The 14,299-nt window shown below is 63.7% G+C and carries 13 protein-coding genes; 8 read left to right on the forward strand and 5 right to left on the reverse strand.

Translation table 11 applies throughout. The annotated features are described in order from the left end of the window. Nucleotides 1-26 precede the first annotated feature (26 nt). The 4 genes from NLY36_RS28840 to NLY36_RS28855 all read right to left on the reverse strand — a co-directional run bounded on the left by NLY36_RS28840 (nt 27) and on the right by NLY36_RS28855 (nt 1,920). The gene (locus tag NLY36_RS28840; RefSeq protein WP_023671535.1) at nt 27-581 is read right to left on the reverse strand and encodes an HdeD family acid-resistance protein; all 555 of its coding nucleotides are present in this window, start codon (nt 579-581) and stop codon (nt 27-29) included. 128 nt (nt 582-709) lie between these two features. Beyond that, the gene (locus NLY36_RS28845) at nt 710-1,123 is read right to left on the reverse strand and encodes an MAPEG family protein (RefSeq protein ID WP_023736379.1); all 414 of its coding nucleotides are present in this window, start codon (nt 1,121-1,123) and stop codon (nt 710-712) included. A 12-nt stretch (nt 1,124-1,135) separates the two neighbouring features. After that, nucleotides 1,136-1,618 carry an SRPBCC family protein gene (locus tag NLY36_RS28850; protein WP_023694759.1) on the reverse strand — a complete coding sequence of 161 codons (483 nt, stop codon included), beginning with the start codon at nt 1,616-1,618 and terminating at the stop codon, nt 1,136-1,138. After that, nucleotides 1,615-1,920, reverse strand: coding sequence for an ArsR/SmtB family transcription factor (locus tag NLY36_RS28855; RefSeq protein ID WP_023689559.1), 306 nt, complete (start codon nt 1,918-1,920; stop codon nt 1,615-1,617). The genes NLY36_RS28850 and NLY36_RS28855 overlap by 4 nt, the downstream gene beginning before the upstream one ends. A gap of 212 nt (nt 1,921-2,132) precedes the next feature. On the opposite strand from NLY36_RS28855, the gene NLY36_RS28860 reads away from it, so the two are divergent. The 3 genes from NLY36_RS28860 to NLY36_RS28870 all read left to right on the forward strand — a co-directional run bounded on the left by NLY36_RS28860 (nt 2,133) and on the right by NLY36_RS28870 (nt 7,034). Continuing rightward, on the forward strand, nt 2,133-2,936 hold the full coding sequence (locus NLY36_RS28860; RefSeq protein WP_023734252.1) for a MipA/OmpV family protein: 804 nt from the start codon (nt 2,133-2,135) through the stop codon (nt 2,934-2,936). A gap of 231 nt (nt 2,937-3,167) precedes the next feature. Continuing rightward, the gene (gene ileS, locus NLY36_RS28865) at nt 3,168-6,149 is read left to right on the forward strand and encodes an isoleucine--tRNA ligase (RefSeq protein ID WP_023697691.1); all 2,982 of its coding nucleotides are present in this window, start codon (nt 3,168-3,170) and stop codon (nt 6,147-6,149) included. 201 nt (nt 6,150-6,350) lie between these two features. After that, nucleotides 6,351-7,034 (forward strand): hypothetical protein, encoded by a 684-nt coding sequence (locus NLY36_RS28870; protein ID WP_023736380.1) that lies wholly within the window; start codon nt 6,351-6,353, stop codon nt 7,032-7,034. 28 nt (nt 7,035-7,062) lie between these two features. On the opposite strand, the gene NLY36_RS28875 is transcribed toward NLY36_RS28870, so the two are convergent. Continuing rightward, nucleotides 7,063-7,515, reverse strand: a complete 453-nt coding sequence (locus NLY36_RS28875; RefSeq protein WP_023694762.1) for a nucleoside deaminase — start codon at nt 7,513-7,515, stop codon at nt 7,063-7,065. A gap of 180 nt (nt 7,516-7,695) precedes the next feature. Here NLY36_RS28875 and NLY36_RS28880 point away from each other — a divergent pair, with 180 nt between their 5' ends. From NLY36_RS28880 to NLY36_RS28900, 5 genes are all read left to right on the forward strand, one after another. After that, a complete protein-coding gene (locus NLY36_RS28880; protein ID WP_023697690.1) occupies nt 7,696-9,822 on the forward strand; it encodes a pseudouridine synthase in 2,127 nt (708 codons plus the stop codon). A 47-nt stretch (nt 9,823-9,869) separates the two neighbouring features. Further along, the gene (rsmD, locus tag NLY36_RS28885) at nt 9,870-10,424 is read left to right on the forward strand and encodes a 16S rRNA (guanine(966)-N(2))-methyltransferase RsmD (protein WP_023697689.1); all 555 of its coding nucleotides are present in this window, start codon (nt 9,870-9,872) and stop codon (nt 10,422-10,424) included. A gap of 96 nt (nt 10,425-10,520) precedes the next feature. Next, nucleotides 10,521-11,876: a M16 family metallopeptidase gene (locus NLY36_RS28890; RefSeq protein WP_023715212.1), complete on the forward strand. Its 1,356-nt coding sequence runs from the start codon at nt 10,521-10,523 to the stop codon at nt 11,874-11,876. 188 nt (nt 11,877-12,064) lie between these two features. Next, nucleotides 12,065-13,441 (forward strand): M16 family metallopeptidase, encoded by a 1,377-nt coding sequence (locus NLY36_RS28895; RefSeq protein WP_023697687.1) that lies wholly within the window; start codon nt 12,065-12,067, stop codon nt 13,439-13,441. Then, on the forward strand, nt 13,438-14,298 hold the full coding sequence (locus NLY36_RS28900) for a patatin-like phospholipase family protein (protein ID WP_023694766.1): 861 nt from the start codon (nt 13,438-13,440) through the stop codon (nt 14,296-14,298). Before NLY36_RS28895 ends, NLY36_RS28900 begins: the two co-directional genes overlap by 4 nt. Nucleotide 14,299: the final 1 nt, after the last annotated feature.

A 14,299-nucleotide genomic window follows, 5' to 3' on the forward strand; every position in this document is an offset into this window, starting at 1 on the left:
TTCCGGCCGCTTACCTCTTCAAGCCCCTACTTCTTCAACGCCAGTCCGAGAGCGATGAAGCTCCAGCCCTGGAAGATCAGGTCGATGGCCAGGAACAGGCCGAGCACCCACAGGCTGTTGACCGGCCAGCCCATGGCGATGGTCAGCCCCGCCAGCACGCTGATCAGGCCCGCCGCGACGACCCAGCCCCAGCCCTTTTCCGGTCGGTGGCTATAGCCGACCCAGGCCCTGAGCGCGCCTGAAGCGACCAGCGCCACCGCCAGCAGCAAGGTCAGCACCGTCGAGGCCAGCAGCGGATTGTCGAAGGCAAAGAAACCGGCAACGGCATAAAGCAGGCCGCTGAGCAGCCAATAGAAGAAGCGACTCCAGGTCTTCACGCCGAAGGCATGCACGATCTCGATGATGCCGGCCATCAGCATCAGCCAGCCCACGACATAGACCGAGGCGACGGTGGCGATGAACAGATTGCCGAAGGCAATGCCGCCGAAGATGAGCAGCAGCACGCCGAGCGCGACGAACCACCCCCATTTGTCCCGTGTCCGGCCGATCGCATCTTTCAGGGTATCACCGTGCAGGGTCATGGCTGCATCTCCTCGAAATCGCCTGGCACCTTGCCGGGAGGTTAGCCCCGGCTGTAGCGGACGTCCAGCCGATGGCGACGGCTAGCAAACAAACAAAGCGTCGGTGGCTTGAGGCTCGCGCGTACGTGTCAATTTATGGCAGCCCACCCAGTCACAAGGACGAGGACAAGCGTGACGATCGCTCCAGAGACGTAGACGATCGTTCTGACACTGCCACCCTTGGCGGCATTGCCGCCGCGTAGGTAAACCCCCGGGTGAAGCAGGCGTATCGCCACATGAACCCAGACAATGGTCGCCAACGTGGCCGACCCAACGCCAACCATCATGGCCAGCACCGCCGGGACGACAAAAGGCGCCAGCGCCTCGACCGAGTTCATATGCACGCGGTCGATCCTGTAGAGGAGATTGGCGTCGTCGGCCGGGATCACCGGACCGGAAAGCGCTCCGGCAAATCCCTTGGACGAACCCGAGTAAACCGCCAGCGCGACTGACAAAAGACAGAGGATCAGTACACCGAGGATGCTTAGCCAATAGGGTTCCATAATTGTGCTCCTTCAGGTCACCTTGCTGGCAAAAAGATCTTGGAATCGCCTGAGATACAGCGGCCAGCCTTGATCACCGTCAATCCCAAAGCGCACGCCTTCCCAGCCTTCGCCATGACGTTCGAGATTGCGATGCTCGATCTCGACGCAGGTCCGGCTATTCGTCTCCGCCGTAAACCGGACTTCCCACTCGCTGGTCCTGTCCGGATTGGTCTCGATCTGCCATTGAGGGCTGATATCCCAACTCAGAAGCAGTCGGTTCGGCGGCTCGTAGGCCAGCACCCGTGCCCAGCGGCACTCGCTGCCATCCACACCGCGGTCGTAGACGTGACCGCCAACGCGGGGTTCGAAGATCGTCTCCGCGATCGGCACCGCAAGCAGGTTATGCTCTTTGGGTTTGAAACTGCCGAAGTCCTCGGTGAAGACCTTGAAGGCATGTGCGATCGTAGCCTCGACAAGGATGGAGTGCCTCACGGGCGGTTGATGCGTGCTCATTCCTGCTCCTTCAAGGGCTGTTCGACGACCACTTTGTAGGCCGCCAAGGTCTTGCTCCAGAACCGGTCGAGTTCGGCGCGCAGGCTGGCCAAGCCTTCCGGTTCGACCCGGTAGATGCGTTGCTTGCCTAGCCGTGTGTTGGCCACGAGGCCGGCGTCCTTGAGCACCTTCAGGTGCTGCGAGACCGCCGGCCGGGTGACAGGAAGCGCACGAGCCAATTCCCCGACCGAACAGGGTTGTTCGACCAGCAGTTCGAAGATCGTCCGCCTGGTCGGGTCGCCAAGCGCTGTCCATCTGTTCATGTTAGTCTGCACTAACGCGAATTTAGGCAACCTCGCTATTTCTGTCAACTCGCCACAGGCCCGGCGGCGCCCTGTTCAAATGGGCCACAGCGCAAAAAACAGGGTCGCAGTTGCCGCCACTGCTGTAGATTTTAAGTCAAATTTTACCGAACCGGCGCCATGGCTTTGGCTGCCGGGTGTTCTCTCCGTTTTGTTTCGCGTATGGGGTGATGATGCGTATTGTCTGGACGATTCCGCTGTTTCTCGCCTCGGCGCTGCTCACTGTGTCCACCGCCAATGCGGGCGAGGGTGCCTTCGGCTGGATGTCCGGCGACTGGTACCTGACGCTTGGCGCCACCGGCATGGTCGCGCCGAAATTCGAGGGCTCCAACAGCTATCTGCTCAGCGCATCGCCGATCATCTCGCTGGGCAAGGCCGGCCCGGCCGCACGCTTTAGCTCGCGCAACGACAACATCTCGCTGGCGCTGGTCGACGATGGCGGCGTCCGCGCCGGCCTGACCGGAAAATTCCTGTTTTCCCGCGACAGCAAGGATGAGCTCAAGGGCCTCGACCCGGTGCGCTGGGGCGGTGAGGTCGGCGGCTTCTTCGAAATCTATCCGACGGACTGGCTGCGCGCCCGCGCCGAACTGCGCCATGGCATTCGTGCCCATGATGGCTTTGTCGCCGACATCGCCGCCGATGCTTTCTACGACGTGACGCCGACTGTCAGAATTTCGGGCGGACCACGCGTGTCCTTTGCCTCGTCGGGCTATTTCGACTCTTATTATGGTGTCAACGCCAAGGAGGCTGCGGCCTCGGGCCTGAGCGAATACCATCCTGGCGGCGGCCTGAAATCGACCGGCCTTGGTGGCGCCATCACCTGGAAGGTGACCGATCCGATGACCGCCAGCCTGTTCGGCGAATATGCGCGCCTGACGGGCCCGGCCGCCGATTCCAGCCTGGTCAAGGAGCGCGGCGACCGTAACCAGTTCACGGTCGGCGTCTCGACCACCTATCGCTTCGACTTCGCGATGTAAGTGAATCGAACAAGAGACGCTTTATTCCTGCGGCTTTCTCGGCTAAAAGCCCGGCAATGACGAGCTTTTCACGCCTTCGCGCGCTGACGATACGAATTACAGGCCCGGTGTTCCGGGCGGCCTGAGCGCCGCCGGAGCCGCCGGGAGTTTTGCGCGCCCCTCGCGCTTTTCCAATCATGATAGTTCACGCCCGAGCTTTTACGCCCGCCGGGCAATGCATATGGCAGACCAATGACCGACACTGTTGAAACGATCGACTATTCCAAGACGCTTTACCTGCCGCAGACGGATTTCCCGATGCGCGCCGGCTTGCCGGAAAAGGAACCGCTGCTGGTCAAGCGCTGGCAGGACATGGACCTCTATCGCAAGCTGCGCGAGGAGGCGGCCGGCCGCGAAAAATACGTGCTGCATGACGGCCCGCCCTACGCCAACGGCAACATCCATATCGGCCATGCGCTGAACAAGATCCTCAAGGACGTCATCACCCGCTCGTTCCAGATGCGCGGCTATGACGCCAATTATGTGCCGGGCTGGGATTGCCACGGCCTGCCGATCGAATGGAAGATCGAGGAACAGTACCGCGCCAAGGGCAAGAACAAGGACGAGGTGCCGGTCAACGAATTCCGCAACGAATGCCGCGAGTTCGCCGCGAACTGGATCTCCGTGCAGGGCGCGGAGTTTCAGCGACTGGGCGTCATCGGCGACTTCAAGAACCCCTATACGACGATGGCTTTCCATTCGGAGTCACGCATCGCCGGGGAGTTGTTGAAGTTCGCCATGTCCGGCCAGCTCTATCGTGGCTCCAAGCCCGTGATGTGGAGTGTGGTCGAGCGCACCGCGTTGGCCGAGGCCGAGATCGAGTACCAGGATTATGAGTCGGATACGATCTGGGTGAAGTTTCCAGTTGTGTCAGGATTTTGGAGCGTTGAGCACTTTGTATCAGACGCTGCACCGTCCATGCGCGTTCCGGAAAGCGTTGCACTTTTGGACAACGCCCACGTCGTCATCTGGACGACAACCCCGTGGACGATCCCCGGCAACCGTGCCGTCAATTATTCGTCACGGATCGGCTACGGCCTTTATGAAGTTACCGCAGCCGAAAATTCGTTCGGTCCACAGCCCGGTGAAAAGCTGATCTTTGCAGATGCGCTTGCCGAAGACTCCTCGGCCAAGGCCAAGGTCACCTTGAATCGGCTTCGCAGCGTTTCGGTCGAAGAGCTTGGAAGCCTTACACTTTCACATCCCTTCAAAGGTCTCGGCGGCGGCTACGAATTCGCCGTGCCGATGCTGGCCGGCGATCATGTCACCGACGACGCCGGCACCGGCTTCGTCCACACCGCGCCCGGCCATGGCCGCGAGGACTTTGATGCCTGGATGGATGCGGCATCGGATTTGCGCGCACGCGGCATCGACCCTGCCATCCCCTTCACTGTAGATGATGCTGGCTTCTTCACCAGGGACGCGCCGGGTTTTGGCCCGGATCGCGAAGGCGGGGCGGCGCGCGTGATCGACGACAACGGCAAGAAGGGCAATGCCAACCAGGCGGTCATCGACGAGCTGATCAAGCGCAACGCACTGTTCGCGCGCGGCCGGCTGAAGCACAGCTATCCGCACTCGTGGCGGTCGAAGAAGCCGATCATCTTCCGCAACACGCCGCAATGGTTCGTCTATATGGACAAGGACCTCGGCGACGGCACGACGCTGCGCAGCCGTGCGCTGAAGGCGATCGATGACACACGCTTCGTGCCGGCGGCCGGCCAGAACCGTATCCGCGCCATGATCGAGGAACGCCCGGATTGGGTCTTGTCGCGCCAGCGCGCCTGGGGCGTGCCGATCGCCGTCTTTGCCGACGAGAACGGCAATGTGCTGAAGGACGAAGCCGTCAACCAGCGCATCATGGACGCATTCGAGAGGGAAGGCGCCGACGCCTGGTTCGCTGCCGACGCCAAGGAGCGTTTCCTCGGCAATCACGAGGCCTCCAAATGGAAGCAGGTGATGGACATCCTCGACGTCTGGTTCGATTCGGGCTCGACGCATGTCTTCACGCTGGAAGACCGTCCGGACCTGAAATGGCCGGCCGACGTCTATCTCGAAGGCTCCGACCAGCATCGCGGCTGGTTCCACTCCTCGCTGCTCGAAAGCTGCGGCACCAGGGGCAGGGCACCTTACGACACCGTCGTCACCCATGGCTTCACCATGGATGAGGAGGGGCGAAAGATGTCGAAATCGCTCGGCAACACCGTGGTGCCGCAAGACGTCATCAAGCAGTCCGGCGCCGACATTCTGCGGCTATGGGTGGTGACGACGGATTATTGGGAAGACCAGCGTCTCGGCAAGAACGTGCTGCAGACCAACATCGACGCCTACCGCAAGCTCCGCAACACCATCCGCTGGATGCTGGGCACGCTCGCCCATGACGATGGCGAGGAGGTGCCGCTGGACAAGATGCCGGAACTGGAGCGGCTGATGCTGCATCGGCTGGCCGAGCTCGATGAGGTCGTGCGCTCGGGCTACGACGCGTTCGAGTTCAAACGCATCACCCGCACTTTGCTCGACTTCATGGTGGTCGAGCTGTCGGCCTTCTATTTCGACATCAGGAAGGACGCGCTCTATTGCGAAGGACCCGCCAGCGTGAAGCGCAAGGCCTCGGTACAAGTGGTGCGCCACCTCTTCGACTGCCTGGTGAAATGGCTGGCCCCGATGCTGCCCTTCACCACGGAAGAAGCCTGGCTCGACCGTCATCCGGATGCTGTCTCGCTGCATCTCGACCAGTTCCCCGAGATTCCGGCCGACTGGAAGAACGAGGCACTGGCGGAAAAATGGCGCAAGGTGCGGCAGGTTCGCCGAGTCGTCACCGGCGCGCTCGAGATCGCACGCGCTCAGAAGGTCATCGGTGCCTCGCTGGAAGCCGTGCCGGTTGTGACCCTCGACGATGCCTCGCTAGAAACCGCGATCGCCGATGTCGACATGGCCGAAATGGCGATCACCAGCGATCTCGTCATCGCCCACGGCAAGGCGCCGGAAGGCGCCTTTGCGCTCGACGATGTCAAAGGTGTCGCGGTGGTGGTCGAAAAGGCCGAGGACCGCGGCTTGGTCAAATGCGCGCGTTCGTGGCGCTATACCGCCGATGTCGGGCAGGACGTGGAATTCCCCGACGTGTCTGCCCGCGATGCCGCCGTGCTGCATGAACTCAAGGCTCTGGGACGTTTGTGAGTGCTCAAAGCCGGTGCACAAATGCCACGGCGGGCGGGTGAAAAGCGCCCGCGCGTTGCCCTTAACGAGTGGTTGAGATAAACACGCGAAACTCCGGAAGACAAATTGTCGCCGGAATTCCGTCGCAAGAGCGTGGACGATGGGGACCGGGGCCTTTGGCCGGTGACGATCGAGAGGCTGTCTAGAGTGGGACTTTTTGGCATGATCGACAGAACTTCCGTGCGCGTTGCGCTGCTGGCGCCGCTTGTCGCGTCCGGCCTCGCTCTGTCCGGCTGCATGGGTTCGCCGACCTACGGCACCGACAAGACGGCTGGCGAGCAGCTTGCCGGCGACCTTTCCGGCGCCTTCGCCATCACGCCCAAGCACAAGGAACAGATCGACTACAGGCCGCGTCCGGAGCTGGTAAAGCCGGCGCCGGGGCAGAAGGAAGTGCTGCCGCCGCCTCAGGAAAGCATCGAGACGGCGAGCACCGATTGGCCCGAATCGCCCGAGCAGCGCCGCGCCCGCCTGCGTGCCGACGCCACTGCCCACCAGGACGACCCGTCCTATCAGTTGGGGATCGTCGACGACGTGCAGACCGATCCGGCTTCCGTGAAGAAGGCGCTGGCGGATTCGGGCTCAAGCCACCCGCCGGCCTGGTCGCCGAAGGATTCAGACAAGGGCCGCGCCGCCGAGATCCAGCGCCGCACCGCAGAGCAAAAGCAGGGCGATCCCAACACTCGCAGATATCTGAGCGAGCCGCCTCTGGCCTATCGGGCTGCCTCCGACACGGCGCCGCAGGGCGAACTCGGCGAGGATGAATACAAGAAGGAACGCCGCCTCAAGAAGGAAGCGGCCGCCAAGGGCAAGAGCGGCGGGCTCTTCGACTGGCTGCCCTCCTGGTAGGAACCGTCGCCTTCGGTAGCTGAAGGCTCTACGTTTCGCGTCTTTCCCGAAAGAATTCCCTGAGCAGCAGCGCCGCGTCGGCCTCGGCCATGCCCGGATAGATGTCGGGCGTATGGTGGCAGGTCGGCGAAGCGAAGAAGCGCACGCCGTTGACCACCGCGCCGCCCTTCTCGTCGGCCGCGCCGAAATAGAGCCGGCGCAGCCTGGCGAAGGAAATGGCGCCGGCGCACATGGCGCAGGGTTCCAGCGTCACATAGAGGTCGTGGCCGGTCAGCCGCTCGCTGGAGAGCGTTTGGCAGGCCGCGCGGATGGCCAGCATTTCGGCATGCGCCGTCGGATCGGCAAGTTCGCGGGTGCGGTTGCCGGCGGATGCCACCACCGTGTCGCCGCTGGCGATGACGGCGCCAACCGGAACTTCTCCGCGCAAGGCGGCGGCTTGCGCCTCTTTCAGCGCCAGCGCCATGAAATCCGGCCGCTTCAAGCGGTTTCCATTCCGATTATCTCCTCGCCACTTGGCGGTGATCCTGTTATGGAGCGCGTCAACCCGAATATCGGAACAGATTTTCGGAAATGATCATGCGCCAAATCAAAGTGCTATAGCGTCCTTTGCGCGTCCGAAAGGATGCGCCACGCTGTAGCAGCGCAACAAGGCAAAGGCCACATGGACGACAACGACAAGAAATCTCCGCGCCACAAAGGCCCGGGCAAAAGCGGCCCTGGAGCCGCGGGGCCGCGCCGCGATGGCGCCGCCGGCAAAAGCGGCAAACCCTCCTTCGGGGCCAAGAAACCCTATTCACCGCGCGGCGCCCGGCCGGCAGCGGCTGAGGGCGAGCGGCCCAAGCGCGATTTCAAAAGTGGCGACCGGCCATTCAACAAAGGTCCTCGCCCGGAAGGCAAGCCCTACGAAAAGCGCGACGGACCGCGCAAGCCATATGCACCACGTGGCGATCGCCCTATGGCGGCCGAGGGTGAACGCAAGCCCTATGAGAAGCGCGAGGGGCCGCGCAAGCCTTATGCACCGCGCGGCGATCGGCCGATTGCGGCCGATGGCGAGCGGCCAAAACGCGATTTCAAGGGCGGCGATCGGCCGTTCAGCAAGGGGCCGCGTCCCGAAGGCAAGCCTTTCGAAAAGCGCGAAGGGCCACGCAAGCCTTACGCACCACGCGGCGACCGGCCGGTGGCTGCCGAAGGCGAAAAGCGTTTCGACCGACCAAAGCGCGATTTGGGCGATCGCGCGCAGCGAGACGCCGGAGATCGTCCCAAGCGCGACTTCAGCGATCGTCCCAAGCGTGACTTCAGCGATCGCCCCAAGCGCGATTTCGGTGGTGACCGGCCGCAAGCATCTGGCGGCGCCTTCAAGCCGCGCCCGCGTCCGGCCGAGGCTGAAGAAGCCGGCGAGCGTATCGCCAAGCGGTTGGCCCGCGCCGGCCTGGCGTCGCGCCGCGACGCCGAAGACCTGATCGCGGCGGGCCGTGTCAAGGTCAACAACCGGGCTTTGACCTCGCCGGCCTTCAACGTCATGCCGGGCGACATCATCCATCTCGACGGCATGGAGATCCCGCCGATCGAGCGCACCCGCCTGTTCCTGTTTCACAAGCCGGCCGGCGTCGTTACCACCAACCGCGACCCCGAGGGCCGCAAGACCGTGTTCGACGTGCTGCCGGCCGAATTGCCGCGGCTGATGACCATCGGCCGCCTCGACATCAACACCGAAGGCCTGCTGCTGCTCACCAATGATGGCGGTCTGTCGCGCGTGCTCGAACTGCCTGCCACTGGCTGGCTGCGCCGTTACCGCGTGCGCGTTCATGGCAAGGTCGAGGAAAGCATGCTCGCAGGCCTGCGTGAAGGCATCGCCGTCGACGGCGTCTTCTACGGCGCCATCGAAGCGACGCTCGACCGTGAGCAAGGCACCAACGCCTGGCTGACGATCGGCCTGCGCGAAGGCAAGAACCGCGAAGTGAAGAACATCCTTGGATCGCTCGGCCTCGACGTGACGCGGCTGATCCGCATCTCCTACGGACCGTTCCAGCTCGACGATCTCGCCGAAGGCCATGTGCTGGAGATCAAGGGCCGCGTCTTGCGCGACCAGCTCGGCGAGCGACTGGTCGAGGAATCCGGCGCCAATTTCGACGCCGAGATCATCAAGCCGTTTTCCAACCAGCCGGTGCGGCGAGAGCGTGACGCGGAGCCGGAACGGCCGAAAGTCACCCGCGAGGGTGACCATCGGCCGATCGGCGAGGGCGGTCTGATCAAGAACCGCAAGCGCCGCGAAGGCAGCCGCGACGAAGCGCTCGGCAAGCTGTCGACCAGTCCCGAAAGGGGCGCGAGGCCGGAAAAGAGCTTTGGCGAACGCGGCCCGAGACCCGAGCGCAGCGAGTTTTCGGACAAGCCGCGCAGCGAGTTTCGCGAAAAGCCGCGCGGCGATTTTGGCGACAAGCCCCGTGGAGGCTTCGGCGACAAGCCGCGCGGCGCCTTTGGTGACAAACCGCGCGGCGGCAAGAAGCCCGAGCGCGAGCAGCGGCCGATCGATCCACCGGGCCAGCGCAAGGCTAATGTCTGGATGGCGCCGGGCGCGCGTCCGATCGGCAAGGGCAGGGCGGAAGCCGATGCCGCCAAGGCGGCCGAGGCCAAGGCGCGCAAGGCGTCATTCAAGCCGTCCTATGGCAAGCCGGCCTATGGCAAGCCGAGCGGAGCCAAGCCGTTCGGCAAGCCGGGTGGCGAGCGTCCGGATGGCGGTCGGGGCGGCGAGCGGCCACGCAACGGTCCCAAGGGCCCGAGGACCAGATGATGCCGGGACTTAAATGAGATCCGGCCTTAAATGAGACCCGGGCATAAATGAGAATCGTCGGCGGCCAATTTCGCGGGCGTCCGCTGGCGACGCCGCGCGACCATGCCATCCGCCCGACGACTGACCGCGCCCGCGAGGCCGTCTTCAACGTGTTGGCGCACCGCTTTGCCGACAAGCTCGACGGCGCGCGTGTGCTCGACCTTTTCGCCGGCACCGGCGCTCTCGGCCTCGAAGCGCTGTCGCGCGGCGCTTCCTATGGCGTCTTTATCGAAGAATCGGCCGAAGGGCGCGGCCTGATCCGCACCAATGTCGAGGCTTTTGGCCTTACCGGCCGCACCAAGATCTTCCGCCGCGACGCGACCGCCCTGGGTGAGGCCGGTACGCTTGCGGCATTCGGCCTGGTCTTCGCCGATCCGCCCTATGGCAAGGGCCTTGGCGAGCGCGCCCTGCGCTCGGCCAGGGATGGCGGCTGGTTGCTGCCCGGCGCGCTCTGCGTGATCGAGGAAGCCGCCTCGGCGCCCTTCGAGATTGGGCCGGAATTCTCGGTGGTTGATGAACGAAACTACGGCGAGACGGTGGTCCGGTTCATCGAGCTTGCGTAAGGGTGTGGCGATCGGCGCCTTCAAAATGACGCACAATTCACTTTGCCTCCCCGGCTAACCTTGCCTATCGTCGCGCGATAACAACCGGAGCCATCAATGACATTTCATACTGAATGGCTGCGGAGAGCCTTGCTCGCCACCGCGCTGACCATGGCCGGCCCCGCCCTGGCCGCGGATGATGGCAAGGTGGCCAACTTCCTGCTCGACAATGGCATGGAGGTGGTGGTCATTCCCGATCATCGCGCCCCCATCGTCACCCATATGGTGTGGTACAAGATCGGCAGCGCCGACGAGCCCCCAGGCAAGTCCGGCATAGCGCACTTCTTCGAACACCTGATGTTCAAGGCCACGACCAACCACGCCGCGGGCGAGTTCGACCGCGCCATATCAGCCATCGGCGGCTCCAACAACGCCTTCACCTCATATGACTACACTGCCTTCCACGAGACGGTGGCGCCCTCGGCACTTGGTGAGATGATGAGCTTCGAGGCCGATCGCATGCGCAACCTCATCTTGACCGACGAGGTCATCAAGACCGAGCGCGACGTGATCCTGGAAGAGCGCCGCTCGCGCATCGACAGCAATCCGCAGGCGGTGCTCGACGAAGAGGTCGACGCGACGCTCTGGCAGAACCAGCCCTACCGCATTCCGGTGATCGGCTGGATGCAGGAGATGGAGCAGCTGAACCGCACCGATGCGGTTGCCTTCTATGACAAATACTACCGGCCCAACAATGCGGTGCTGATCGTGGCCGGCGATGTCGAGCCGGAGGTCGTGAAGGCACTGGCCGAAAAAACCTATGGCAAGGTCGCGCGCGGTCCCGACCTGCCCCCGCGCATCCGCCCGGTCGAGCCGGAGCAGAACACCAAGCGCACGGTGACGCTCACCGATGGGCGCGTTTCGGTGCCGAGCTTTTCGACGCAATGGGTGGTTCCGTCCTACCACACGGCAAAACCGGGCGAGGCCGAGGCGCTCGACCTGCTGGGAGAGATCCTTGGCGGCGGCAGCCGCAGCCGGCTCTACCAGCAGCTCGTGGTCAAGCAAGGCATCGCATCGGCGACCGGCGCCTTCTTCCAGGGTACGATGCTCGACGCCACCAATTTCACCGTCTATGGCGCGCCGCGCGGCGACGCCAAGCTGAGCGACGTCGAGGCGGCCGTCGACGCCGAGATCGCCCGCATCGTCAAGGACGGCGTCACCGCCGATGAGCTGGAGAAGGCCAAGGCCCGCTATATCAGGGCCATGATCTTCGCCCGCGACAAGCAGGACGAGATGGCCAATCTCTACGGCGCCGAGCTCGCCACCGGCGGCAACGTCAGGGATATCGAGGAATGGCCGGACCGCATTCGCAAGGTCACCGCCGATGAGATCAAGGCGGTCGCCGCACGCTATCTGCTGCTCGATCGTACGACGACCGGCTATCTCTTGCCGCAGCAACAGGCGGGGAATTGATGATGACGAGATTGAGCGTTAGCGCTGCCCCTCACCTGCCTGCCGGCATCCTCTCCCCCTATAGTGACGGGGAGAGGGGCGCTGTCATCGTCGATTTCGCCAACCATCAGCGTCGCAAGAAGAGCGCCAGCGTCGCGGCGAGACCCCTTCTCCCCGTCACTATACGGGGAGAAGTGCCCGGCAGCGCGATGAGGGGCGGAGCTGACCTTGGTGATCAATGGCCTGATGCGATTACTCATAGGCGCATCGCGGTTCTCCACGTCTTCGCCACACTGTTCCTCGGCATCTTCTTCCTCATCCTGCCGGCGCTTGCCGCGCACGCGATGGACATTCAGCCGGTGACCTCATCGAAAGGCGTCAACGCCTGGCTGGTCGAGGACCACTCCATTCCGATCGTCGCCATCCGCTTCGTCTTCGATGGCGGCTCGACGCAGGATCCGGCGGGGCGGGAAGGGCTGGTCAATCTGATGACCGGCCTATTCGACGAGGGCGCCGGCGACCTCGACAGCGAGGCCTTCCAGATCAAGCTTGACGATGCCGGCGCCGAAATGGGCTTCGAAGCGGCGCGCGACGGCACCTATGGCGCGATGCGGATGCTGGCCGAGCAGAAGGATGCGGCCTTCGACCTGCTCAGGCTGGCGGTCACCAGCCCGCGCTTCGACCAGGCGCCGATCGACCGTATCCGCGCCCAGATCCTGTCCGGCATCATCGCCAATGAGCGTGACCCCAACACCGTCGCGCAAACCAAATGGCTGCGCGCCATCTATGGCGACCATCCGTATTCCAGGCCCGACCAGGGCACCAAGGACAGCATCGCCACCATCACGGCAGCGGATCTGGCTGCCTTCCACAAGGCCAATTTCGCCCGCAGCGGCCTGCATGTTGCGGTGGTCGGCGACATAGATGCCGCGACGCTGAAACGGAAGCTCGATGAGGTCTTCGGCGATCTGCCGGAAAAGCAGGTGCTGCAACCGGTTGCCGATACCGAGCTGAAGCTCGGCCAGCAGCTCGAGGTCGACTACGACCTGCCGCAGACCTCGCTGCAGTTTGCCTACCCCGGTGTGAAGCGCGATGCGCCGGATTTCTTCCCCGCGGTGCTGATGAACCAGATTCTCGGCGGCGGCACCTTCACCTCGCGCCTCTATGACGAGGTGCGGGAAAAGCGCGGCTTGGCCTACTCCGTCGATTCCAACCTGGTCGACCACCAGCATTCCAATGCGCTGATCATCACCACGGCGACGCGTTCCGACCGCGCCGCCGAGACGCTCGCCATCGTCAAGGAGGTGGTCAAGAAGATGGCGCAGGAGGGGCCGACCGAGGCCGAGCTGGACGCGACCAAGAAATACATGGTCGGCTCCTATGCTATCAGCAATCTGGATTCTTCCAGCGCCATTGCCGCGACCCTGGTGGAATTGCAGCTCGACAATCTCGGCATCGACTACGTGCAGCGCCGCGCGGCGCTCATCAACGGCGTGACGCTCGATCAGGTCAAGGCAGCGGCGAAGAAGCTGCTGACGCCGGCGCCCGCGATCATGAGCATCGGGCCGAAGCTGGAGGCCAAATGACAGGTCCGACTTTCGGTATCGCCTTTGGCGGCGGCGGCGCGCGCGGCCTCGCCCATATCCACATCGTCGAGGCGCTGGACGAGCTCGGCATCAAGCCCGTGGCCATCGCCGGCTCCTCGATCGGCGCCATCATGGGCGCCGGCATGGCCTCGGGCATGAGCGGAAAGGACATCGAGGACTACGCCCGCTCGATCCTCGGCCGCCGCGCCGAGGTGGCGGCGCGCATGTGGCGCTCGCGTCCCGGCACCATCGCCGAGGCGATGCAGGGCGGCATCCGCGTCAGCCAGTTCAACATAGAGCGCATCTTGAAGGCGTTCCTGCCGGAAGCCATCCCGGAAACCTTCGCCGAGCTGATGATCCCGCTCAAGGTGACGGCGACGGACTATTTCGGTCACAAGCTGGCCGTCTTCGACGAGGGCGACCTGCATTCGGCGCTCGCCGCCTCGGCTGCCATTCCCGCCGTGTTCCGCCCGGTGACGCGCGACGACCGCGTGCTGATCGACGGCGGCATCTACAATCCGGTGCCGTTCGACCTCATCGAAGACGCCGCCGACATCATCATCGCGATCGACGTCGTCGGTGCGCCGAGCGAGGCCGAGCGCAAGCACCCGACCACCGTCGATCTGATGTACGGCGCCACGCAATTGATGATGCAGTCGATCATCGCCCACAAGCTGAACCAGCGCCCCCCCGACATACTGATCCGCCCGCCAGTGTCAAAATACCGCGTGCTCGATTTCATGAAGATCGACACGCTGCTGGCCGAGACGCAGGAGGTCAAGGACGAACTGAAGCGCGAGGTGGAAAGAGTGGTCGAGGCGCATGCCAAGGGCAAGCGGGGGAAGAAAGCAGGGTGAG

It is taken from the genome of Mesorhizobium sp. C399B (genome assembly GCF_030323185.1).
GTDB lineage: Bacteria > Pseudomonadota > Alphaproteobacteria > Rhizobiales > Rhizobiaceae > Mesorhizobium.

Coding starts and splice junctions, on each gene's coding strand:
- NLY36_RS28855 (WP_023689559.1), bottom strand. CDS start 1,920: ATGAACAGATGGACAGCGCTTGGCGACCCGACCAGGCGGACGATCTTC.
- ileS (WP_023697691.1), top strand. CDS start 3,168: ATGACCGACACTGTTGAAACGATCGACTATTCCAAGACGCTTTACCTG.
- NLY36_RS28880 (WP_023697690.1), top strand. CDS start 7,696: ATGGACGACAACGACAAGAAATCTCCGCGCCACAAAGGCCCGGGCAAA.
- rsmD (WP_023697689.1), top strand. CDS start 9,870: ATGAGAATCGTCGGCGGCCAATTTCGCGGGCGTCCGCTGGCGACGCCG.
- NLY36_RS28890 (WP_023715212.1), top strand. CDS start 10,521: ATGACATTTCATACTGAATGGCTGCGGAGAGCCTTGCTCGCCACCGCG.
- NLY36_RS28840 (WP_023671535.1), bottom strand. CDS start 581: ATGACCCTGCACGGTGATACCCTGAAAGATGCGATCGGCCGGACACGG.
- NLY36_RS28870 (WP_023736380.1), top strand. CDS start 6,351: ATGATCGACAGAACTTCCGTGCGCGTTGCGCTGCTGGCGCCGCTTGTC.
- NLY36_RS28900 (WP_023694766.1), top strand. CDS start 13,438: ATGACAGGTCCGACTTTCGGTATCGCCTTTGGCGGCGGCGGCGCGCGC.
- NLY36_RS28860 (WP_023734252.1), top strand. CDS start 2,133: ATGCGTATTGTCTGGACGATTCCGCTGTTTCTCGCCTCGGCGCTGCTC.
- NLY36_RS28850 (WP_023694759.1), bottom strand. CDS start 1,618: ATGAGCACGCATCAACCGCCCGTGAGGCACTCCATCCTTGTCGAGGCT.
- NLY36_RS28845 (WP_023736379.1), bottom strand. CDS start 1,123: ATGGAACCCTATTGGCTAAGCATCCTCGGTGTACTGATCCTCTGTCTT.
- NLY36_RS28895 (WP_023697687.1), top strand. CDS start 12,065: ATGAGGGGCGGAGCTGACCTTGGTGATCAATGGCCTGATGCGATTACT.